Annotated in this window: 20 protein-coding genes; 14 read left to right on the top strand and 6 right to left on the bottom strand. The window is 68.5% G+C overall.

Annotated features, from left to right (window positions below; all coding sequences use genetic code 11):
• Positions 1 to 5: 5 nt before the first annotated feature.
• On the bottom strand, positions 6 to 1,070 hold the full coding sequence (locus KF889_02510; protein MBX3498290.1) for a MoxR family ATPase: 1,065 nt from the start codon (positions 1,068 to 1,070) through the stop codon (positions 6 to 8).
• 79 nt (positions 1,071 to 1,149) lie between these two features.
• Between KF889_02510 and KF889_02505 the strand changes: the two genes are divergently transcribed.
• Genes KF889_02505 through KF889_02490 form a run of 4 tightly spaced genes read left to right on the top strand, consistent with a single transcriptional unit; the run spans position 1,150 to position 3,661 of the window.
• Positions 1,150 to 1,776 carry a CoA pyrophosphatase gene (locus KF889_02505; protein ID MBX3498289.1) on the top strand — a complete coding sequence of 209 codons (627 nt, stop codon included), beginning with the start codon at positions 1,150 to 1,152 and terminating at the stop codon, positions 1,774 to 1,776.
• Positions 1,777 to 1,782: 6 nt separating this feature from the next.
• Positions 1,783 to 2,025, top strand: coding sequence for a hypothetical protein (locus KF889_02500; GenBank protein MBX3498288.1), 243 nt, complete (start codon positions 1,783 to 1,785; stop codon positions 2,023 to 2,025).
• Between the two features lie 35 nt (positions 2,026 to 2,060).
• Entirely contained in the window at positions 2,061 to 3,245 is a 1,185-nt protein-coding gene (locus KF889_02495; protein MBX3498287.1) for a CCA tRNA nucleotidyltransferase, read from the top strand.
• On the top strand, positions 3,242 to 3,661 hold the full coding sequence (locus KF889_02490; GenBank protein ID MBX3498286.1) for a hypothetical protein: 420 nt from the start codon (positions 3,242 to 3,244) through the stop codon (positions 3,659 to 3,661). Before KF889_02495 ends, KF889_02490 begins: the two co-directional genes overlap by 4 nt.
• Here KF889_02490 and hemF read toward each other — a convergent pair.
• Both hemF and KF889_02480 read right to left on the bottom strand, forming a co-directional pair.
• Positions 3,630 to 4,550, bottom strand: a complete 921-nt coding sequence (hemF, locus tag KF889_02485) for an oxygen-dependent coproporphyrinogen oxidase (protein ID MBX3498285.1) — start codon at positions 4,548 to 4,550, stop codon at positions 3,630 to 3,632. The two genes, KF889_02490 and hemF, sit on opposite strands and share 32 nt — an antisense overlap.
• Complete coding sequence (locus KF889_02480) at positions 4,547 to 5,005, bottom strand: tRNA (cytidine(34)-2'-O)-methyltransferase (protein ID MBX3498284.1); 459 nt, start codon at positions 5,003 to 5,005, stop codon at positions 4,547 to 4,549. The genes hemF and KF889_02480 overlap by 4 nt, the downstream gene beginning before the upstream one ends.
• A gap of 236 nt (positions 5,006 to 5,241) precedes the next feature.
• Here KF889_02480 and petA point away from each other — a divergent pair, with 236 nt between their 5' ends.
• Genes petA through KF889_02465 form a run of 3 tightly spaced genes read left to right on the top strand, consistent with a single transcriptional unit; the run spans position 5,242 to position 7,890 of the window.
• Positions 5,242 to 5,814, top strand: a complete 573-nt coding sequence (petA, locus tag KF889_02475; protein MBX3498283.1) for a ubiquinol-cytochrome c reductase iron-sulfur subunit — start codon at positions 5,242 to 5,244, stop codon at positions 5,812 to 5,814.
• A gap of 19 nt (positions 5,815 to 5,833) precedes the next feature.
• Positions 5,834 to 7,069: a cytochrome b N-terminal domain-containing protein gene (locus KF889_02470; GenBank protein ID MBX3498282.1), complete on the top strand. Its 1,236-nt coding sequence runs from the start codon at positions 5,834 to 5,836 to the stop codon at positions 7,067 to 7,069.
• A gap of 11 nt (positions 7,070 to 7,080) precedes the next feature.
• Positions 7,081 to 7,890: a cytochrome c1 gene (locus tag KF889_02465; protein MBX3498281.1), complete on the top strand. Its 810-nt coding sequence runs from the start codon at positions 7,081 to 7,083 to the stop codon at positions 7,888 to 7,890.
• Positions 7,891 to 7,971: 81 nt separating this feature from the next.
• Here the strand turns inward: KF889_02465 and KF889_02460 are convergent, their stop codons facing one another.
• Positions 7,972 to 8,643 (bottom strand): dienelactone hydrolase family protein, encoded by a 672-nt coding sequence (locus KF889_02460; protein ID MBX3498280.1) that lies wholly within the window; start codon positions 8,641 to 8,643, stop codon positions 7,972 to 7,974.
• A 145-nt stretch (positions 8,644 to 8,788) separates the two neighbouring features.
• Between KF889_02460 and KF889_02455 the strand changes: the two genes are divergently transcribed.
• Positions 8,789 to 9,421 (top strand): FMN-binding negative transcriptional regulator, encoded by a 633-nt coding sequence (locus KF889_02455; GenBank protein ID MBX3498279.1) that lies wholly within the window; start codon positions 8,789 to 8,791, stop codon positions 9,419 to 9,421.
• 89 nt (positions 9,422 to 9,510) lie between these two features.
• On the opposite strand, the gene KF889_02450 is transcribed toward KF889_02455, so the two are convergent.
• Entirely contained in the window at positions 9,511 to 10,413 is a 903-nt protein-coding gene (locus tag KF889_02450) for a hydrogen peroxide-inducible genes activator (GenBank protein MBX3498278.1), read from the bottom strand.
• A 114-nt stretch (positions 10,414 to 10,527) separates the two neighbouring features.
• On the opposite strand from KF889_02450, the gene KF889_02445 reads away from it, so the two are divergent.
• The 6 genes from KF889_02445 (at position 10,528) to nirD (ending at position 19,353) form a co-directional block, all read left to right on the top strand.
• Positions 10,528 to 11,070 carry a peroxiredoxin gene (locus KF889_02445; protein MBX3498277.1) on the top strand — a complete coding sequence of 181 codons (543 nt, stop codon included), beginning with the start codon at positions 10,528 to 10,530 and terminating at the stop codon, positions 11,068 to 11,070.
• A 164-nt stretch (positions 11,071 to 11,234) separates the two neighbouring features.
• A complete protein-coding gene (locus KF889_02440; protein MBX3498276.1) occupies positions 11,235 to 11,786 on the top strand; it encodes a carboxymuconolactone decarboxylase family protein in 552 nt (183 codons plus the stop codon).
• Positions 11,787 to 11,933: 147 nt separating this feature from the next.
• The gene (gene katG, locus KF889_02435; protein ID MBX3498275.1) at positions 11,934 to 14,153 is read left to right on the top strand and encodes a catalase/peroxidase HPI; all 2,220 of its coding nucleotides are present in this window, start codon (positions 11,934 to 11,936) and stop codon (positions 14,151 to 14,153) included.
• Between the two features lie 187 nt (positions 14,154 to 14,340).
• Positions 14,341 to 16,254 (top strand): PhoX family phosphatase, encoded by a 1,914-nt coding sequence (locus KF889_02430; protein ID MBX3498274.1) that lies wholly within the window; start codon positions 14,341 to 14,343, stop codon positions 16,252 to 16,254.
• 259 nt (positions 16,255 to 16,513) lie between these two features.
• The gene (nirB, locus tag KF889_02425) at positions 16,514 to 19,009 is read left to right on the top strand and encodes a nitrite reductase large subunit NirB (protein ID MBX3498273.1); all 2,496 of its coding nucleotides are present in this window, start codon (positions 16,514 to 16,516) and stop codon (positions 19,007 to 19,009) included.
• 2 nt (positions 19,010 to 19,011) lie between these two features.
• Entirely contained in the window at positions 19,012 to 19,353 is a 342-nt protein-coding gene (gene nirD / locus KF889_02420; GenBank protein MBX3498272.1) for a nitrite reductase small subunit NirD, read from the top strand.
• Between the two features lie 80 nt (positions 19,354 to 19,433).
• Here nirD and ychF read toward each other — a convergent pair whose 3' ends face one another.
• Entirely contained in the window at positions 19,434 to 20,531 is a 1,098-nt protein-coding gene (gene ychF / locus KF889_02415) for a redox-regulated ATPase YchF (protein ID MBX3498271.1), read from the bottom strand.
• Between the last annotated feature and the right edge of the window lie 132 nt (positions 20,532 to 20,663).

The raw sequence follows: 20,663 nt of genomic DNA, 5'->3' as shown, positions 1-20,663 counted from the left end.
GTTCCTTATGCCAGCTTCGCCACCAGCCGGCGGATGATGTCGTCGACGCTGATTCCCTCGGCCCGGGCGGTGAAATTCACCGCCATGCGATGGCGCAGAACCGGCGGTGCCAGTGCAACGACATCGTCGACCGAGGGTGCCAGGCGGCCCTGAAGGGCGGCGCGGGCGCGGCAGGCCAGCATCAGTGCCTGGCTGGCGCGCGGACCGGGCCCCCAGTGGACGTGCTTGCGCACCTCCTCGATGTCGGTGCTGGACGGGCGGCCGGCGCGCACCAGGCGCAGGATGGCATCGACCACGCTGTCGCCCATCGGCACGCGGCGGATCAGCGCCTGGGCGGCCATCAGGTCGTCGGCCGTCAGCACTGCCGCCGGCGTGGGCTGGGCGGAGCTGGTGGTGACGATCATCATCTGCCGCTCGGCGGCCTCGTCGGGATAGCTGACGTCGACCTGAAGCAGGAACCGGTCGAGCTGGGCTTCGGGCAGCGGATAGGTGCCCTCCTGCTCCAGCGGGTTCTGCGTGGCGAGCACGTGGAACGGCCTGGGCAGGTCGTGCCGCTTGCCGCCCACGGAGACGTGATACTCCTGCATCGACTGCAGCAGCGCCGACTGGGTGCGCGGGCTGGCGCGGTTGATCTCGTCGGCCATCAGCAACTGGGCGAAGACCGGGCCGGGGATGAAGCGGAACGAGCGGCGACCGCTGTCGTCCTCCTCCAGCACCTCGGAGCCCAGGATGTCGGCCGGCATGAGGTCGGGCGTGAACTGCACGCGCCGCGCATCCAGTCCCAGCACCACGCCCAGGGTGTCGACCAGCTTGGTCTTGGCCAGGCCGGGCAGGCCGACCAGCAGCAGATGGCCGCCGGACAGCAGCGAGATCAGGGTTTGATCGACGACTTCCGTTTGACCATAAATGATCCGGCCGACGCCCTCGCGGACGCGCCGCAGCTGGCCACCCAGCACTTCGATGGATTGCAGGACGGCATCGGCCTCAGCCGCCGTCGGAGCGGCCGCGGTGAGGGGCGGGGGCAGATCGGGGGGCAAAGGATGAACTCCCAAGGGTTGCGGCGGCAGCATTCCAGAGCGGCCGCCGCAGGGCAAATAACGTTCGCGCGGACATGGTGACGCAAGCGTTGGAATATGGCGAGGCCAAGGCATGACGCGCGAGGAGATTGTGCAGAAGCTGACGGCGCGGCAGGACGCCATCGCGTCGGGCGCGCTGGTGCCGCCGCCCTATGTCGGCAGCGACTTCGCGCTCAACGATCTCGACCAGCCGCCCACCCAGCTGCGCGCCGCCGCGGTTCTCGTGCCTCTGGTCGACCGCGACAGCGTGCTGAGCGTGCTGCTGACCCAGCGTACCGAGGACATGCCGAGCCACGCCGGCCAGATCGCCTTCCCCGGCGGCCGCAGGCAGGCCGAGGACACCAGCCTCGTGGTCACCGCGCTGCGCGAGACCGAGGAGGAGGTCGGCATCGACCGCAGCTTCGTCGAGGTGGTCGGGCCGATCGACACCTACGTGACGCGCACCGGCTACGCCGTGACGCCGATCATCGGCTTCGTGCGGCCGGCTTTCACGCTCAAGCCCGATCCGCGCGAGGTCGCCGACGTCTTCGAGGTGCCGCTGGATTTCTTCCTCGATCCCGCCAATCACCACGTCCATTCGCGCACCTGGCAGGGCCGCGAACGGCGCTACTATGCCATGCCCTACGGCGAGCGCTATGTCTGGGGAGCGACGGCGGGGATGATCAAGAATCTCTATCACATCCTGGCTGAAGAGGGCTGACGCCCCATGCGCGTCGTGCTCAGCGTCATCGGGCTGCTGATCGCGCCGACCGTCGCGTTCTTCCTCTGGGCATGGCTGGTGAAGATCAAGCGCGAGCGCAAGCTCGCCGGCACGCTGCCCGAATGGCAGGCGCTGCCCTGGACCAACCTGGCGATCGCCGGCCTGATCCTGGTGATCATCGCCGTGCTCTACGTCAACTTCTTCACCGATGCCTCCGCGCCGGGCGGCCTGTTGGGGCCGACACGCTAGTGCCGTCCCACGATCGCCTCCCGCCGCAGCCCTGGATGACCGACGCGCCGACGACGCGCCTGCTTTCGGCGCTGTCGGCCGCCGGCATCGGCGCGCGCTTCGTCGGCGGCTGCGTGCGCAATGCGCTGCTGGGCATGGCGCCCGGCGATCTCGACATCGCGGTCGACAGGCCACCGACGGATGTGACGGCCGCGCTGCGGGCGGCGGGGATCAAGGTCGCGCCGACCGGCATCGCGCACGGAACGGTCACGGCGGTGGTCGATCGTCACCCCTACGAGATCACGACCCTGCGCCGCGACGTCGAGACCGACGGACGCCGCGCCGTCGTCGCCTTCACCGACGACTGGCGCGAGGATGCCGCGCGCCGCGACTTCACCATCAACGCGATGTCCTGCGACGCGTCGGGTGTGCTGTGGGACTATTTCGGCGGCCGCGACGATCTCGCCAGGCATCGCGTGCGCTTTGTCGGCGATCCCGACACCCGGATCACCGAGGACGTGCTGCGGGTGATGCGCTTCTTCCGCTTCCATGCCTGGTACGGCAGGCCGCCGCTCGATCCCGACGGCCTCGCCGCCTGCCGGCGCCACGCCGGCAAGCTGCGCGGGCTGTCGGCGGAGCGCGTGCGCGCCGAGCTGCTGAGGCTGCTCGCCGCCGACGATCCGGCCGATGTCGTCGAGGCAATGGCGACGTGTGGCGCCTTCGATCACTGGCTGCCGCAATACCAGGGCACGGCGCGGCTGCGGGCGCTGATCGCCAACGAGCGCCTGGTCGGCGCCGGCGACGGCCTGCGCCGGCTGGCCGCCCTGCTCGATCCCGCCACCGATGCGGCGGCCTTCGGCAAGCGCCTGAAGCTGTCGACGCAGCAGGGCGTGCGCCTGCAGGTGATGCTGGCGGCCTTGCCGGTCATCGACGCGACCGACGCGGCGATCGTGCGCAAGCAGGTCTACCGGCTGGGCGGCGCGCTCTACATCGACCGGCTGCTGCTCGATCGCGGCGCGGCAAGCGACGCGCAGCTCATGGCCGCACATCGGCTGGCGCGCGACTGGCCGGTGCCGGAACTGCCGATCGGCGGCGCCGACGTGATCCGCGCCGGCGTCCGGTCCGGTCCCGACGTCGGCGTGCTGATCGACGCGGTCGAGGCCTGGTGGGTCGCCCGCGACTTCGTGCCGGATCGCCAGGCCTGCCTCGCCGAGCTGGCGCGCCTGATCGCGGCACGATGATCCGGCCCGGGTTGATCTTCGCGCTGTTCGTGGCGCAGGCCGTCGCGCTGCTCGCCAACCACGCGCTGGGCGACACGCTGATCGCCGCCCTGCTCGGACCGCGCATGGCGCTCACCTACAAGACGCTGGTGCCCCTGCCCTATATCGGGCTGCTGGCGCTGATCCACGCGCGCCGCACGCGGGGGCCGCAGGCGCTGACGGCGGGCATCGTCGCCGGCGTGCTGTGGGCGAGCTCCACCGTGCTGCTCGACGCCGCCTATGGACGGCTGACGTTCGACGAATCCCTGCCCACCCTGATCGATCGCTACCGCCTGCTCGAGGGACCGATCTGGGCGATCCTGCCGCTGACGCAGTTGCTGCTGCCACCTGTGCTCGCGTGGCGGCTCACCAGTGGACCTCCGGCGGCAGCGACATGAGGATCGCCTCGACATTGCCGCCGGTCATCAGGCCGAACCTGGTGCCGCGGTCGTAGAGCAGGTTGAACTCGACGTAGCGCCCGCGGCGGCGCAGCTGGTGCTCGCGCTCCGCTTCCGTCCAGGGCTCGTCCATGTGCGCGCGAACGATGCGGGGATAGACGTCGAGGAAAGTCTCGCCGACGGCGCGCGTGAAGGCGAAGTCGCGATCGCGGTCGCCGCTGTCGAGATAGTCGTAGAAGATGCCGCCGACACCGCGCGGCTCGCCGCGATGCGGCAGATAGAAGTACTCGTCGCACCACCGCCTGTAGCGCTCGTAGTACGACGCATCGAAGCGATCGCAGGCCACGCGCAGCGCCCCGTGGAAGGCCTGCGTGTCCTGCTCGGTGGGCGTCATCGGCGTGAGGTCGGCGCCGCCGCCGAACCAGGCGCGGGTGGTGACGATGAAGCGCGTGTTCATGTGCACCGCCGGCACGCGCGGCGAGCGCATGTGCGCCACCAGCGATATGCCCGAGGCCCAGAAGCGCGGATCGCCGGAGGCGCCGGGGATCTGCTGGCGGAAGTCGCTCGAGAACTCGCCGTGCACGGTGGAGACGTTGACGCCGACCTTCTCGAACACACGCCCGCGCATCACCGACATCACGCCGCCGCCGCGATCGGCCTCGCCTTCTTCGGCCGCGCGCTGCCAGGTCTTGCGCTCGAAGCGGCCCGGCGGCAGCTCGCGATGCGTGCCGGCGAGCTCGTCCTCGATCCTCTCGAAGGCCGCGCAGATGCGATCGCGCAGCCGCTCGAACCAGGCGCGCGCCGCCGCCTTGCGATGCTCGATGTCGTCGCCCAGCGGCGAGGGCGTGGCCGTGGGCGAGCGTTCGGGCTGGCTGCTGGCTGTCGTCATGTCGGATGCGGGAAGCCGTCGGTCTGTCGCAATGCCTCGCCCAATACCACGGCGGCCGCGAGCGCGACATTGAGCGAGCGCATGCCGGCGGCCATCGGCACGCGGACGCGCGCGTCGGCGGCGCCGTGGATCTCCTCGGGAACGCCGGCGCCCTCCTGGCCGACCATCAGCGTGTCGTCGGCATGAAAGGCGAAGGCGGTGTGGGCGACATCGGCGCGCGTCGTCAGCAGCACCAGCCGGCCCGGCCGCGGCTCGAGCGCGAAGGCCGCCCACGAGCTGTGGCGGCGCAGATCGACGCGATCGAGATAGTCCATGCCGGCGCGACGGAAGCGGCGCTCGTCGAAGGCGAAGCCGCACGGCTCGATGACGTCGACGGCGACGCCGAAGCAGGCGGCCAGCCGCAGGATGGTGCCGGCGTTCTGGGCGATGTCGGGCTGGTAGAGGGCGAGGCGCATCGCAGGTCGAAAGATGAAGGCTCGCGGCGGTGCCGCAGCGACAACGCGGCACCTTGGCCCGGTGGTTCGCGTCCTCCTATCCTCGCGCCGCCGGATGAATTGTGCGTCATCCTGTCACAGAGAATGGAAGCCGCATGCTGGAACGGGCATTAAAGCCTTGAACCGCTAGGGGCTTTCCGCTTCATTGTGCCGCGTTTTCCGGGCGAGCCAATCGCCCGTCTCTGGGGGCGTTTTCGATGGCGACATCCAACAAGACCGCGTCGCTCGGCGGGCACGCCGGGCATGGCGAAGCCGTGACGCGCCGTGACTTTCTCTATGTCGCCACGGCGGCGACGGGCGCGGTCGGCGCGATCGCCGCGACCTGGCCGCTGATCAACAACCTGAACCCCGCCGCCGATACCCTGGCGCTGGCCTCGATCGAGCTGTCGCTCCAGGGCATCGAGGTCGGCCAGAGCATCACCGTGAAGTGGCGCGGCAAGCCGGTCTTCATCCGCCGCCGCACGCCGGAGGAGATCGCCAAGGCGCAGGCCGACGACAAGGCGGCGCTGCCCGATCCCGAGCCCGACGCCAAGCGTGTCAAGAAGGACAAGGCGGAGTGGCTGGTGCTGGTCGGCGTCTGCACGCATCTGGGCTGCGTGCCGGGCGGCCAGCAGGTCGGCTCCGAGCGCGGCGAGTACGGCGGCTGGTTCTGCCCCTGCCACGGCTCGCACTACGACACGTCGGGACGCATCCGCAAGGGACCCGCGCCGAAGAACCTCGAGGTGCCGGAGTACAGCTTCCTCGACGGCGACGTCCTGAAGATCGGCTGAGCGGGAAGGGAACAGAGTCATGGCCTCGACGCAGGGCGGCCCCCCGGCTTTCAGCAACGGCATCGTCCGCTGGATCGACAGGCGGCTGCCGATCTTCACCTTCATGCACCACGAGTACGGCGTCTTCCCGACGCCGCGGAACTTCAATTACTGGTGGAGCTTCGGCGGCATCGCGATGGTCATGCTGATCATCATGATCGTCACCGGCATCGTGCTGGCGATGAACTACACGCCGCATGTCGACTTCGCGCACGATTCGGTGCAGCGCATCCATCGCGACGTGAACCACGGCTGGCTGGTGCAATACCTGCACATGAACGGCGCGTCGTTCTTCTTCATCGCCGTCTTCATCCACATCTTCCGCGGCATGTACTACGGCTCGTACAAGAACCCGCGCGAACTCTTGTGGATCCTGGGCGTCGTCATCCTGCTGCTGATGATGGCCACGGCGTTCATGGGCTACGTGCTGCCGTGGGGCCAGATGAGCTTCTGGGGCGCCACCGTCATCACCAACCTGTTCTCGGCCATCCCGGTGATCGGTCCGGACATCGTCACCTTCCTGTGGGGCGGCTTCTCGGTCGACAACCCGACGCTGAACCGCTTCTTCTCGCTGCACTACCTGCTGCCGTTCGTGATCGTCGCCGTGGTCGTCCTGCACATCGCGGCGATGCACGTGGCCGGCTCGAACAACCCGATCGGCATCGATCCGAAGGGCCCGCAGGACACGCTGCCGTTCAGCCCCTACTACGTCACCAAGGACGGCTTCGCGCTGGTCGTGTTCCTGACCATCTTCGCGGTCTTCGTGTTCTTCGCGCCGGATTTCTTCGGCGAGCCGGACAACTACATCAAGGCCAACCCGCTGGTGACGCCGCCGCACATCGTGCCGGAATGGTACTTCCTGCCGTTCTACGCCATCCTGCGCGCCATCCCCGACAAGCTGGGCGGCGTGGTGGCGATGTTCGGCGCCATCGGCGTGCTGTTCCTCCTGCCCTGGCTCGACACCGCGCGCGTGCGCTCGGCGCGATTCCGCCCGGTCTACAAGTGGTTCTTCTGGGTGCTGGTGGTCGACTGCATCGTGCTCGGCTATTGCGGCGCCAATCCGCCGGAGGGCTACTTCGTGCCGCTCTCGCGCGTGGCGACGCTGTACTACTTCTTCCACTTCCTGGTCCTGCTGCCCGTGCTCGGCAAGCTGGAGAGACCGTTGCCGTTGCCCAACAGCATCGCCGAATCGGTGCTGAAGAAGAGCGCGAGCTAGGGGGCCGAAAGATGCGTACGCTTCTCGCCACGGTCGCCGTGGCCCTCGCCGCGCTGAGCGCCCCGGCCTTCGCCGAAAGCCCGAAGGTCAAGCTGCTCGACACCAAGTTCAGCTTCGAGGGGCCGTTCGGCACCTACGACTACAAGGCCGTGCAGCGCGGCTTCCAGGTCTACAAGGACGTCTGCGCGGCGTGCCATTCGCTGTCGCTGGTCGCCTACCGCAACCTGCAGGACATCGGCCTTTCGGAGGCGGCGGTCAAGGCGATCGCCGCCGACGTGCAGATCCGCGACCTCAACGACGTCGGCGAGATGGTCGAGCGTCCGGGTCGGCCGGCCGACCGGTTCAAGGCGCCGTTCGCCAACGAGGCCGCGGCGCGCGCCGCCAACAACGGCGCCTATCCGCCCGACCTCAGCCTGATCGTCAAGGCGCGGATCGACGGCGCGCGCTATCTCTACTCCCTGCTGCAGGGCTACGAGGAGTTCGACAAGCTGACCGACGCGCAGAAGAAGGAGATGGGGCTGCCGGCCGACTTCAAGCTGCAGCCCAACATGCAGTTCAACAGGTTCTTCCCTGGCCACCAGATCGCCATGGTGAAGCCGCTCAACGACGAGCAGATCACCTACAACGAGGAAGCCACCAAGGACGGCATCAAGAACGACCTGCCGCAGCTCGCCAAGGACCTCGTGCATTTCCTCGCCTGGGCCTCGGAGCCCAAGATGGAGGAGCGCAAGCGGACCGGCGTGAAGGCGGTCCTCTTCCTGCTGATCCTCTCCGGCCTGTTCTACGCCGTGAAGCGCAAGGTCTGGGCCGACGCGCATTGAGCGTCTTTGGTCTTCCAGCATCAAAGGCCGCCCAACCGGGCGGCCTTTTCATGTCTTTGGGAGCGCCGGCGTGCGTCCTCGCTACGCCAGGTGCTTGGCGAAGAACTCCAGCGTGCGGCCGTAGGCGAGCTTGGAGGCGGTGGCGTCGAAGCTGGCGCGCTCGTCGCAGTGGAAGCCGTGGTCGGCCGGGTAGTCGTAGACGATGACGCCGGGATGCAGCTGGCGCACCTCGTTGACGTGCGTCATCGGGATATGCGCGTCCTTGTCGCCGAAATGCAGCATGGTCGGGCATTTGGGCGTCTCGCCGCGCGCGCCGTGGATGCCGCCGCCGTAATAGCCGACCGCCGCGTCCATGTTCAGCCGGCAGGCGCTCAGCCAGGTGATCGTGCCGCCCCAGCAGAAGCCGGTGATGCCGACCTTCTTCGCACCGCCGGCCTTCAGCGCATCGACGCCGGCCTGCACGTCGGCCAGCGCCTTGTCGAAGCCCAGCGCGGTGACGTGCTTGATGCCCTGCTGGATGGTCTCGGGCGTGTAGCCGAGCTCGATCTTCGGCCCCAGCCGATCGAAGAACTGCGGCGCCAGCGCGACGTAACCGTCGGCGGCCAGGCGGTCGACGACGTTGCGGATGTGATTGTTGACGCCGAAGATCTCCATCACGACGATGACGTGGCCCTTCGGCGTGCCCGCGGGCTTCGCCAGATAGCCGCCCACCGCCGCGCCGTCGGCCGGCTTCAGCGCGATCGATTCACCCATGCTTGCCTCCTCCTCTCGGATCACGCATCGACAGTAGAGCGCGCGCGGGTTGCGGCACAATTATCTTGTCCCGCAGGGCGGAGCGAGCCTTGCCGCCGCCGGCGAGCGGCCCTAGAGAGCGCCCCGCCTGAAAGGAGGCCCGCGCATGTATGCCCCGCCGCTGTTCGACCTGACCGACGCCGCCGCCATCCGTGGCATCATCCGCGCGCATCCCTTCGCGGCCCTGGTCAGCACCGGCGAGGACGGCGTGCCCTACGTCACCCACCTGCCGCTGATCCATGTTGAGGACGGCAGCGCCAACGGCCATCTGGTCGGCCATGTCGCGCGCCCCAACCCGCACTGGAGACTGTTCGGCAAGGCGCCGACCATCGCGATCTTCGGTGGCGCCAACGCCTATATCTCGCCCAACTGGTACACATCGGCCGACATGGTGCCGACCTGGAACTACCAGGCGGTGCACGCGCACGGCACGCCCGTCATCGTCACCGACGACAATGCTGCGCTCGATGTCGTGGTCAAGCTCTCGGCCTTCTTCGAGGCGGCACTGCCCAGGCCGTGGACCATCGACAAGATGACGCCGGGCAAGGCGCTGGGCATGGTGAAAGGCATTGTCGCCTTCACCATGCCGGTGGCGCGCTTCGAGGCGAAATCCAAGATCGGCCAGAACCGCACCCCGGCCGATCAGCGCGGCGCCGCCGAGGCGCTGCTGGCACTGGGCGGTACGGGCAACGCCGCGATCGGCGAGCTCATGCGCAAGGCCGCCGACGCGCGCGACTGATCCTCGCTGTCATGCCGAGCGCAGCGAGGGATCTATGCGTCCAAGCCTGGATCCCTCGCTGCGCTCGGCATGACAGGATGCCCGGCTGACTACTTCGCGACCACGTCGCGGATCGCCTCGCCCAGCAGGCGGTAATGCGCGGCGCGCGCCGAGCTCGGCCGCCAGGCGAGGCCGATGCGCCTGAGCGCATCGCGATCGGCCACCGGCCGCGTCTCGATGCGCGTGCCGCGCAGCGCGCCCGCATCGACCGCGAGCCTGGGCAGCAAGGTGACGCCCAATCCCGAATCGACCATCTGGATCAGAGTCGAAAGGCTGGTGGCCTCGACCGCCCGCGCCTGGTCGCGCGCATCGAAGCGGCAGACCGACAGCGCGTGCTCGCGCAGGCAGTGACCTTCTGCGAGCAGCAGCACCGTCTCGCCCGAGAGGTCGGCGAGGTTGACGGTGCGCGCCGCCAGCAGCGGATGGTCCTTGGGCGCCGCGAAGACGAAGCGGTCCTCGAAGCAGTCGAAAGCGGCGAGCCGCGGCAGGTCATAGGGAAAGGCCAGCAGCGCGACATCGACCGCGCCGCCCTCGAGCTGCTCGACCAGCGCGGCGGTGCGCTCCTCGACCAGGAAGGGCTGCAGCCTGGGAAATCGCCGGCGCAGCCGCGGCAGCAGCTTCGGCAGCAGATAGGGCGCCACGGTCGGGATCACGCCCACGCGCAGCGGGCCGACCAGCGGCTCGCCGCTGCCCCTGGCGAGCTCGACCAGGTCCTCGGCCTCGGCCAGCAGGCGGCGCGCGCGCTCCAGCACGACCTCGCCCACCGGCGTGAAGCTCAAGCCCTTGCGGCTGCGCTCGACCAGGGTGGCACCGAGCGTCGCCTCGAGCTCCTTGATGCCGGCGCTGAGCGTCGACTGGGTGACGTTGCAGCGCTGCGCGGCGCGGCCAAAGCCGCCGGCATCGGCGATGGCCACGAGGTAGCGCAGCTGGCGCGGGCTGGGCAGATCTATCATCGAGAAAATCGATATTAAGAATGACTCTTATCAATTAGTACGAACGAGCGGGATTGTCTACATCGGTGTCGCCAGGAACGGCACCGATTTTCCAACCAGGAGGACATCCATCCCATGCTCACCATCGGCGACAAGCTGCCCGCCTTCGACCTCAAGGCCGTGGTCTCGACCGATCCGGCCAAGGCCTTCACCCAGGTTTCCGACCGCAGCGATGCCGGCAAGTGGCGCGTGATCTTCTTCTGGCCGAAGGACTTCACCTTCGTCTGCCCGACCGAGATCGCCGCCTTCGGCAAGCTCAACGGCGACTTCAACGACCGCGACGCGGTGATCTACGGCATCAGCACCGACAGCGAGTTCGTTCACCTCGCCTGGCGCCAGAACCACGCCGACCTCAAGGCCCTGCCTTTCCCGATGCTGGCCGACATCAAGCGCGAGCTGTCGGCCGCCTTCGGCATCCTCGACAAGGCGGAGGGCGTCGCCCTGCGCGCCACCTTCATCGTCGATCCCGAGGGCGTGATCCGCTTCGTCTCCGTCAACGACCTCAGCGTCGGCCGCAACCCGCAGGAGGTGCTGCGCGTGCTCGACGCGCTGCAGACCGACGAGCTCTGCCCCTGCAACTGGCAGAAGGGCGAGGACGTCCTGCGCCCCGCCGCGTAGCCCTTACCTTCCCCCGGAGGGGGAAGGTGGCGCGCAGCGCCGGATGGGGGATGCCTCAACACATCGGGTGTCCGTCTTCGACATCCCCCTTCCGCCCTTCGGGCAATTTCCCCCTCCGGGGGAAGGTAGACCCAGCGGCCATGCATCACCTCAAGGAGTTCCCCATGTCCCTCGAAGCCCTGAAGAACGCGCTGCCCGAATACGCGCGCGACATGAAGCTGAACCTCTCGTCGCTGGCGGGCGAGGCGTCGCTGACGCCGCAGCAGCGCGCCGGCACCTTCGTCGCCTCGGCGCTGGCGTCGCGCAACGCCGAGGTCAGCCGCGCCGTGCTGGCGGAGTTCGGCCCGCTTCTTTCGCCCGAGGCGCTCAACGGCGCGAAGGTCGCCGCGACGATCATGGGCATGAACAACATCTACTATCGCTTCGTCCATCTCGTGGGCGGCGACTACAAGAGCCTGCCCGCCAAGCTGCGTATGAACGCGATGGCCAGGCCCGGCGTCGAGAAGGCCGATTTCGAGCTGTGGTCGCTCGCGGTCTCGGCGATCAACGGCTGCGGCATGTGCCTGGAGGCGCACGAGCACGAGCTGCGCAAGGCGGGCCTGAGCACCGAGCAGATCCAGGCCGCGGTGCGCATCGCCGCTACCGTGCACGCCATCGCCGCCACGCTCGACGGCGAGGCGGCGATCGCCGGCGCAACCCTTGCCGCCGCGGCCTGACGCGGATCATTGCCGAGCTCCGGCGATCGTTCCGAGGTGTCATGGACCTGATCGCATACCGGTGATGAAATCGGTCGTCGATCAGCGTCGCTGTGATCCTCGTCTGCGAGCCAATTCACCACTCAACCCACGTACGGGAGACGGGATATGGACGGAGATAGCGCGAAGACTGCCGGCAAGTGTCCGGTCATGCACGGCACGGGCCCGCACGGATCAGGCCAGCCCAGATCAGGCAGGTCGAACCGCGACTGGTGGCCCAACCAGCTCGACCTCGGCGTCCTGCGCCAACACTCGTCCCTCTCCGATCCGATGGATCCGGAGTTCGACTACGCCGAGGCGTTCGGGAAGCTCGACTTCAAGGCGCTGAAGCAGGACCTCTACGACCTGATGACCAATTCGCAGGACTGGTGGCCGGCCGATTACGGCCACTACGGTCCGCTGTTCATCCGCATGGCCTGGCACAGCGCCGGCACCTACCGCATCTCCGACGGCCGCGGCGGCGGCGGCCGGGGCATGCAGCGTTTCGCGCCGCTCAACAGCTGGCCCGACAACGCCAATCTCGACAAGGCGCGCCGCCTGCTGTGGCCGATCAAGTGCAAGTACGGCAACGCGATCTCCTGGGCCGACCTGATGATCCTGGCCGGCAACTGCGCGCTGGAGTCGATGGGCTTCAAGACCTTCGGCTTCGGCGGCGGCCGCGAGGACATGTGGGAGCCCGACCAGGACGTCTACTGGGGCGCGGAGGCCGAGTGGCTTGGCGACAAGCGCTACTCGGGCGATCGCAGCCTCGAGAATCCGCTGGCCGCCGTGCAGATGGGCCTGATCTACGTCAACCCGGAAGGCCCCAACGGCATGCCCGACGCGGTGGCGTCCGGCCGTGACATCCGCGAAACCTTCGCACGCATGGCGATGGACGACGAGGAGACTGTCGCCCTGGTCGCCGGTGGCCACACTTTCGGCAAGTGCCACGGCGCGGGCGACGCCAAGCTCGTCGGCCTCGAGCCCGAAGGCGGCCCCATCGAGGACATGGGTCTCGGCTGGGCCAGCCGCTTCGAAAGCGGCAAGGCCGTCCATGCGATCACCAGCGGCATCGAAGGCGCCTGGACGCCGACGCCGACCAGGTGGGACAGCAGCTACTTCGACATGCTGTTCGGCTACGACTGGAACCTGGTGAAGAGCCCGGCCGGCGCCTTTCAGTGGGTGCCGTCGAACCCCGCCGCCAAGACTCTCGTGCCCGATGCGCACGATGCCACGAAGCGGCACGCGCCGATCATGACGACCGCCGACCTGGCGCTGCGCATGGATCCGATCTACGAGCCGATCGCGCGACGGTTCCACAAGGACCCGGCGGCCTTCGCCGATGCCTTCGCGCGCGCCTGGTTCAAGCTCACGCATCGCGACATGGGTCCGCGCTCGCGCTACCTGGGACCGGAGGTCCCGGCCGAGGAACTGCTGTGGCAGGATCCCGTGCCCGCCGTCGATCACAAGCCGATCGACGCGTCCGATATCACCGCGCTCAAGGCCACGATCCTTGCGTCGGGTCTGTCGGTCTCCGAGCTGGTGTCGACCGCCTGGGCGTCGGCATCGAGCTTCCGCGGCTCGGACAAGCGCGGCGGCGCCAATGGCGCGCGCATCCGGCTGGCGCCGCAGAAGGATTGGGCGGCCAATCAGCCGGCCCAGCTGGCGAAGGTGCTGAAGGTCCTCGAGGGCATCCAGAAGGACTTCAACGCTGCGCAGAGCGGCGGCAAGAAGGTCTCGCTCGCCGATCTGATCGTGCTGGGCGGCTCGGCCGCGATCGAGCAGGCGGCGAAGAAGGCCGGCCATGACGTGACCGTCCCGTTCACGCCGGGCCGCACCGACGCCTCGCAGGAGCAGACCGACGTCGAATCCTTCGCGGTGCTCGAACCCGTCGCCGACGGCTTCCGCAACTACCTCAAGGCCGGCGTCGCCGCGCCTGCCGAGGTGCTGCTGGTCGACAAGGCGCAGCTGCTGACGCTGAGCGTGCCCGAGATGACCGTTCTCGTCGGCGGCCTGCGGGTGCTGAACGTGAATGTCGGCGCCTCGCGGCACGGCGTCTTCACCACGCGGCCGCAGACGCTCACCAACGACTTCTTCGTCAACCTGCTCGACATGGGCACGGCCTGGAAGCCGGCGCCGGACTCGGCGGGCGTGTTCGAAGGACGCGATCGTGCGACCGGAGACCTGAAGTGGACGGCCACACGCGTCGACCTGGTCTTCGGTTCCAACTCCGAGCTCAGGGCCCTCGTCGAGGTCTATGGCTGCGATGAAGCGCAGGCGAAGTTCGTGCGCGACTTCGTCAAGGCCTGGGCCAAGGTCATGGATCTCGACCGCTACGACGTCGCCTGATCATCGCGGTCGCATATGGCGTACTTCATACCTTCCCCCGCTGGCGGGGGAAGGTAGGAGAAGGACCAGGAGGGCGGCGACGACATCCGGCACTCGACGACGCCGCCCGGACCCGTCACGCTGCGGTCATGCCGCCGTGCGAGGACATCGCACGCGACGAACAGGCGGCGCGAGGGGAGCGAGCGACATGAGCGAGCCGGTCCGCATCGACGAATCCGAAGACATCGGCGTCAACACCTCGACCGAGCCGTCGATCGGCGAGCTGATCAGCCGCCGGCTGGGCCGGCGCGAGACCCTTCGCGGGCTTGCCGCCGCCGGCGCGGCGACGGCGCTGGGCGGCGTCGCCGCGCAGGCCGCCGGGCCCTCGACGCTCACCTTCCGCGAGCTGGCGATAGGCATGGACCATACGCATCACGTGCCCGACGGATACGAGGCACGGGTGCTGATCCGCTGGGGCGATCCGGTGCTGCCGGACTCGCCGCCCTTCGAGATCGGCAAGCTTGCCGGTCCCGCCCAGGAGAAGCAGTTCGGCTACAACTGCGACTTCATCGGCCTGCACCCGCTGCCGCGCGAGAGCAAGGGCAGCGACCGCTTCCTGATGTGCGTGCACCACGAGTACACCAACACCAACCTGATGTTTGCCGGCATGGGTGAAGGCCGTGCTTCCCGGCTCAAATCGAGCAAGGCGCAGTGCGAGGTCGAGATCGCCGCGCATGGCGGCTCGATCATCGAGATCGCCCGCGAGGGCGGCGCCTGGAAGGTGGTCGAGAACAGCCAGCACGCCAGGCGCATCACCGCCACGACGCTGATGCGCATCTCCGGGCCCGCCGCCGGCCACGACAGGCTCAGGACGTCGGTCGATCCGATCGGCGCGACGGTGGCCGGCATGCTCAACCAGTGCGCCGGCGGCGAGACGCCGTGGGGCACCTGGCTCGCCACCGAGGAGAACTTCAACTTCTATTTCGGCGGTGCCCAGGACACGTCGCCGAACAGCGATCTCCACAAGCGCTACGGCATCCGCGCCGCCAGCGCCTACAACTGGGCGAAATATTTCGACCGCTTCGACGTGTCGAAGGAACCCAACGAGTCGAACCGCTTCGGCTGGATCGTCGAGATCGACCCCTACGACCGCAACTCGATTCCGGTGAAGCGCACGGCGATGGGCCGCTTCAAGCACGAGGGTGCCACGCATGTCGTCGCCAAGGATGGCCGCGTCGTCTTCTACAGCGGCGACGACGAGCGCTTCGAGTATGTCTACAGGTTCGTGACCTCGAAGCCCTGGAACCCGCGGGATCGCGCCGCCAATCGCGACCTGCTCGACGAGGGCACGCTGTTCGCCGCGCGCTTCGACGACGACGGAAAGATCACCTGGCTGCCGCTGGTGCACGGTCAGGGACCGCTGACGTCGGCCAACGGCTTCGACAGCCAGGCCGACGTGGTGATCAACGCCCGCAAGGCGGCCGACCTCCTGAAGGCGACGCCGATGGACCGGCCCGAGGACATCGAGACCAACCCGGTGAACGGCAAGGTCTACGTCATCCTGACCAACAACAGCCGGCGTCCGGCCAACCGCGTCGATCGCGCCAATCCGCGCGCCAACAACAGCCATGGCCACATCATCGAGATCACGCCCAAGGACGGCGACCACGGCGCGACCGAAGGCACCTGGACGATCTTCCTCGCCGCCGGCAAGCCCGGCATCGACGGCGGCACGCGCTACCACCGCGCGATCTCGGAGAACGGCTGGCTGTCCTGCCCGGACAATTGCGCCTTCGACAGCAAGGGCCGGATCTACATCGCCACCGATGGCGGGCCGGCCGCCGCCGGCATCGCCGACGGGGTCTGGATCGCCGATACCCAGGGCTATGGCCGCGCGCTCACCCGGCTGTTCTACCGGGCGCCCACCGGCGCCGAGGTCTGCGGGCCGGTGCTGACGCCCGACGATCGCACCCTGTTCCTCGCCATCCAGCATCCCGGCGAGGATCCCGGTTCGACCTTCGACAAGCCCTCGACGCGCTGGCCCGACTTCAAGGAGGGCATGCCGCCGCGCCCGTCGGTGATCGCCATCACGAAAAAGGACGGCGGTCCGATCGGCTCATAGCAAGCCCGCATCCCGCCCAGAATCTGGGCTGAATCCGGGCTGACTGGCTCATTTATCGGCAGCACCCCGCGACACGTTGTCCACCGTTTCGCGGCGGCCGGGCGTTCGTGGACTGGCGCGCTTTTTGCGACCGCGAAGGCTCGAACGCGGGCCAACGGCGGTCCGCCCTCATGCTTCGCCCAACGACGGGCCATTCAGTCGCGACCTCGCACCCGATCCCCGGGCGGCAGTGTCGGATGGCATTCGAGCAGGCGAGAAGATGGCATCTCCCGCGAAGCAGAGACTGGTCGTCGTCGGCAACGGCATGGCACCGGGGCGCGCGCTCGAGCGCCTGCTGGAGACCGCGCCCGACGCCTACGACATCACGATCTTCAACGCCGAACCGCGGGTGAACTACGACCGCATCATGCTGTCGCCCGTGCTGTCGGGCGACAAGTCGTTCGAGGAGATCGTGATCCACGGCGACGGCTGGTACGTCAAGCACGGCATCACGCTCTACAAGGGCGCCAAGGTCACGTCGATCGACCGCGCCGCGCGCACCGTCACCGCCGAGTTCGTGCGCGCGCGCACCGATTCGCATCCGGCGCCGCCGCCGGTGACGATGGCCTACGACCGGCTGATCATCGCCACCGGCTCCAACCCGATCATCATTCCCGTGCCCGGCCACGACCTGCCGGGCGTGCTGACCTACCGCGATCTCGACGACGTCGAGGCGATGCTGCTGGCGGCCAGGTCGCGCGGCAACGCCGTGGTCGTCGGCGGCGGCCTGCTCGGGCTCGAGGCGGCGGCCGGGCTGAAGGAGCAGGGCATGGACGTCACCGTCCTGCACCTGATGCCGACCCTGATGGAACGCCAGCTCGATCCCGCCGCCGGCCACCTGCTGCAGCGCGCGATCGAGGCACGCGGCATCAAGGTGATCACGCGGGCCAACACCAGGGCGATCCTCGGCACCAACCGCGTCGAGGCGGTCGAGCTCGACAACGGCACGCGCCTGCCGGCCGAGCTGGTGGTCATGGCGGTGGGCATCCGCCCCAATGCGCAGCTCGCCAAGGACGCGGGCCTGACGGTCAATCGCGGCATCGTGGTCGACGCCGGCATGCGCACCAGCGACCCCGAGATCTTCGCGCTGGGCGAATGCGCCGAGGCCGACGGCCAGGTCTTCGGCCTGGTGGCGCCGCTCTACGAGATGGCCAACACTGCCGCCGCCCAGCTCGCCGGCGACGCCGAAGCGCGCTTCAAGTCGAGCGCGACGGCGACCAAGCTGAAGGTCACCGGCATCAGCCTCTACTCGGCCGGCGACTTCGCCGAGGCCAAGGACCGCGAGGAGATCGTCCTGCGCGACGCCACGCGCGGCCTTTATCGTCGGCTGGTGCTGAAGGACAACCGCATCATCGGCGCGGTGATGTACGGCGACACGTCCGACGGGCCGTGGTTCTTCGACATGCTCAGGCGCGGCACCGATGTCTCGGACATGCGCGAGCGGCTGATCTTCGGCCAGAACTACGCCGGCGGCATCCCGCTCGATCCGGCCGCGGCCGTCGCCGCCCTGCCCGACGACGCGGAGATCTGCGGCTGCAACGGCGTGTGCAAGGGAAAGATCACCGGCGCCATCGCCGGCCTGGGCCTCAAGAGCCTCGACGACGTGCGCGCGCACACCAAGGCCTCGGCCTCGTGCGGCTCGTGCACCGGGCTGGTCGAGCAGCTGCTGAAGGCGCAGCTCGGCGATGCCTACAACCCGGCGGCCGTGCAGCCGATGTGCCCGTGCACCGACCTGGGCCACGACGACGTGCGCCGCCTGATCGTGGCCAAGGCGCTGAAGTCGATCCCGCAGCTGATGCAGGAGCTGGAGTGGAAGACCTCGTGCGGCTGCGCCAAGTGCCGGCCGGCGCTGAACTACTACCTGCTGTGCACCTGGCCCGGCGAATACGTCGACGACAGCCAGTCGCGCTTCATCAACGAGCGCGTGCACGCCAACATCCAGAAGGACGGCACCTACTCGGTGGTGCCGCGCATGTGGGGCGGCACCACCAGCGCCAAGGAACTGCGCGCCATCGCCGACGTGGTCGACAAGTTCGGCATCCCCACGGTCAAGGTCACCGGCGGCCAGCGCATCGACATGCTGGGCGTGAAGAAGGAAGACCTGCCGGCGGTGTGGGCCGACCTCAACGCCGCCGGCCTGGTCTCGGGCCATGCCTATGCCAAGGGCCTGCGCACGGTGAAGACCTGCGTCGGCTCCGAGTGGTGCCGCTTCGGCACGCAGGATTCGACCGGGCTGGGCATCAAGGTCGAGAAGTTCCTGTGGGGCTCGTGGACGCCGGCCAAGGTCAAGCTCGCCGTCTCCGGCTGCCCGCGCAACTGCGCCGAGGCGACCTGCAAGGACATCGGCGTGATCTGCATCGAATCGGGCTACGACATCCATTTCGCCGGCGCCGCCGGGCTCGACATCAAGGGCACCGAGCTGCTGGGTCACGTCGCCACCGAGGAAGAGGCGATCGAGGTGATTGCCGCGCTCACCCAGCTCTATCGCGAGCAGGGCCGCTATCTCGAGCGCATCTACAAATGGGCCAAGCGCGTCGGCGTCGAGACCATCCGCCAGCAGATCATGGACGACGTCGAGCGGCGCAGGGCGCTGTACGCGCGCTTCGCGCTGTCGCAGCAATTCGCGCAGCGCGATCCCTGGGCCGAGCGCGCCGCCGGCAAGGACGCGCATGAGTTCACGCCCGTCGCCGACCTGCGCATCCGGGCCGCCGAATGACGATGATCGAACGCATGTGGATCGACATCTGCCCGGTCGACAGCATCCCCGCGCGCGGCTGCCGCGTGGCGCACACGCAGCACGGCCAGATCGCCATCTTCCGGACGGCGACCGGCGAAGTCTTCGCGCTGGACAATCGCTGCCCGCACAAGGGCGGGCCATTGAGCGAAGGCATCGTGCACGACCGCCAGGTCACCTGCCCGCTGCACAACTGGGTGATCGGCCTGGAGGACGGCGAGGCCAAGGGCGCCGACAAGGGCAGCGTGCGACGCTATCCGGTCCGGCTCGAGGACGGCCGCGTCTATATCGACGTGCGGCTCGTACCGACAACCTCGGCGGCCTGACACCACACCTGTCATCCCGAGCGCAGCGAGGGATCCAGGGTGAGCCGGAATCCCTCGCTGCGCCCGGGATGACAGAGTGGTCAGACGTTGAAGCGGAAGTGGAAGATGTCGCCGTCGGCGACGACGTAGTCCTTGCCTTCCAGGCGCATCCTGCCGGCATCCTTGGCGCCCTGCTCGCCGCCCGACGCGACGAAGTCGTCGTAGGAGATCGTCTCGGCGCGGATGAAGCCCTTCTCGAAATCGGTGTGGATGGCGCCGGCCGCCTGCGGCGCCTTGCTGCCGCGCCGCACCGTCCAGGCATGCGCCTCCTTCGGCCCGACGGTGAAGAAGGTCACCAGGTCGAGCAGGCCGTAGCCGGCGGCGATCACGCGATTGAGCCCGGTGTCGTGCAGTCCCAGCGATTCGAGGAAGTCGCGCTGCTCGCCTTCCGGCAGCTGCGCCACCTCGGCCTCGATCGCCGCCGAGATGATGACGTAGGGCGAGCCCACGGATGTGGCATAGGCGATCGCCTTCTCGCTGATCGCGTTGCCCGTCGCGGCCGAACCCTCCTCGACGTTGAGCACGAACATCTGCGGCTTGGCGGTCAGCAGCTGCATGCGCCTGACCACCGGCTGCTCCTCGTTGGAGAGCTCGACGGTGCGCGCCGGCCTGCCGTCGCGCAGCGCCGCCACGATGCGCTCCATGATGGCGGCCTCGGCGCCGGCATCCTTGTCGCCGCTCTTGGCCTTCTTCTGCAGGTTGGGCAGGCGCTTCTCGAGGCTGTCGAGGTCGGCCAGCATCAGCTCGGTCTCGATGATCTCCGCGTCGCGCACCGGATCGACGCTGCCCGAGACGTGCGTGACGTCGCCGTCCTCGAAGCAGCGCAGCACCTGGGCGATGGCGTCGACCTCGCGGATATTGCCGAGGAACTGGTTGCCCAGCCCCTCGCCCCGGCTGGCGCCCTTCACCAGCCCGGCGATGTCGACGAACTCCAGCTGCGTCGGCACGATCTTGGCCGAGCCGGCGACGCGCGTCAGCGTCTCGAGCCGCGCATCGGGCACCGAGACGCGGCCGATATTCGGTTCGATGGTGCAGAACGGATAGTTCGCGGCCTGTGCCGCCTGCGTCGCTGTCAGCGCGTTGAACAACGTCGACTTGCCGACATTGGGCAGGCCGACGATTCCACAGTTGAAACCCATGGGTGGGGGAGATCCGGATTGAAAGACGGTGGCGCGACGTAGCCAATGCGCCGGCCCGGGTCAATCGCCACATTGCCGCCCAACGGCCCTGCGATCATCGCGGCAGTCGAGTTGCCGTCTCCCCACGCACGT

The organism is Alphaproteobacteria bacterium, assembly GCA_019635875.1.
Taxonomy (GTDB): Bacteria; Pseudomonadota; Alphaproteobacteria; order Reyranellales; family Reyranellaceae; genus JAFAZJ01.
The sequence above is the reverse complement of the archived record's forward strand: the minus strand, read 5'-3'. Positions and strand labels throughout refer to the sequence as shown.

Bases quoted from the DNA above. Each gene is read 5' to 3' on its own strand.
- KF889_02470 (MBX3498282.1), top strand. From the start codon at position 5,834: ATGGCCTCGACGCAGGGCGGCCCCCCGGCTTTCAGCAACGGCATCGTC.
- KF889_02490 (MBX3498286.1), top strand. From the start codon at position 3,242: ATGATCCGGCCCGGGTTGATCTTCGCGCTGTTCGTGGCGCAGGCCGTC.
- KF889_02455 (MBX3498279.1), top strand. From the start codon at position 8,789: ATGTATGCCCCGCCGCTGTTCGACCTGACCGACGCCGCCGCCATCCGT.
- KF889_02495 (MBX3498287.1), top strand. From the start codon at position 2,061: ATGACCGACGCGCCGACGACGCGCCTGCTTTCGGCGCTGTCGGCCGCC.
- KF889_02505 (MBX3498289.1), top strand. From the start codon at position 1,150: ATGACGCGCGAGGAGATTGTGCAGAAGCTGACGGCGCGGCAGGACGCC.
- KF889_02430 (MBX3498274.1), top strand. From the start codon at position 14,341: ATGAGCGAGCCGGTCCGCATCGACGAATCCGAAGACATCGGCGTCAAC.
- KF889_02445 (MBX3498277.1), top strand. From the start codon at position 10,528: ATGCTCACCATCGGCGACAAGCTGCCCGCCTTCGACCTCAAGGCCGTG.
- KF889_02450 (MBX3498278.1), bottom strand. From the start codon at position 10,413: ATGATAGATCTGCCCAGCCCGCGCCAGCTGCGCTACCTCGTGGCCATC.
- KF889_02440 (MBX3498276.1), top strand. From the start codon at position 11,235: ATGTCCCTCGAAGCCCTGAAGAACGCGCTGCCCGAATACGCGCGCGAC.
- KF889_02480 (MBX3498284.1), bottom strand. From the start codon at position 5,005: ATGCGCCTCGCCCTCTACCAGCCCGACATCGCCCAGAACGCCGGCACC.
- katG (MBX3498275.1), top strand. From the start codon at position 11,934: ATGGACGGAGATAGCGCGAAGACTGCCGGCAAGTGTCCGGTCATGCAC.
- KF889_02510 (MBX3498290.1), bottom strand. From the start codon at position 1,070: ATGCTGCCGCCGCAACCCTTGGGAGTTCATCCTTTGCCCCCCGATCTG.
- ychF (MBX3498271.1), bottom strand. From the start codon at position 20,531: ATGGGTTTCAACTGTGGAATCGTCGGCCTGCCCAATGTCGGCAAGTCG.
- KF889_02500 (MBX3498288.1), top strand. From the start codon at position 1,783: ATGCGCGTCGTGCTCAGCGTCATCGGGCTGCTGATCGCGCCGACCGTC.
- hemF (MBX3498285.1), bottom strand. From the start codon at position 4,550: ATGACGACAGCCAGCAGCCAGCCCGAACGCTCGCCCACGGCCACGCCC.
- petA (MBX3498283.1), top strand. From the start codon at position 5,242: ATGGCGACATCCAACAAGACCGCGTCGCTCGGCGGGCACGCCGGGCAT.
- KF889_02465 (MBX3498281.1), top strand. From the start codon at position 7,081: ATGCGTACGCTTCTCGCCACGGTCGCCGTGGCCCTCGCCGCGCTGAGC.
- nirD (MBX3498272.1), top strand. From the start codon at position 19,012: ATGATCGAACGCATGTGGATCGACATCTGCCCGGTCGACAGCATCCCC.
- nirB (MBX3498273.1), top strand. From the start codon at position 16,514: ATGGCATCTCCCGCGAAGCAGAGACTGGTCGTCGTCGGCAACGGCATG.
- KF889_02460 (MBX3498280.1), bottom strand. From the start codon at position 8,643: ATGGGTGAATCGATCGCGCTGAAGCCGGCCGACGGCGCGGCGGTGGGC.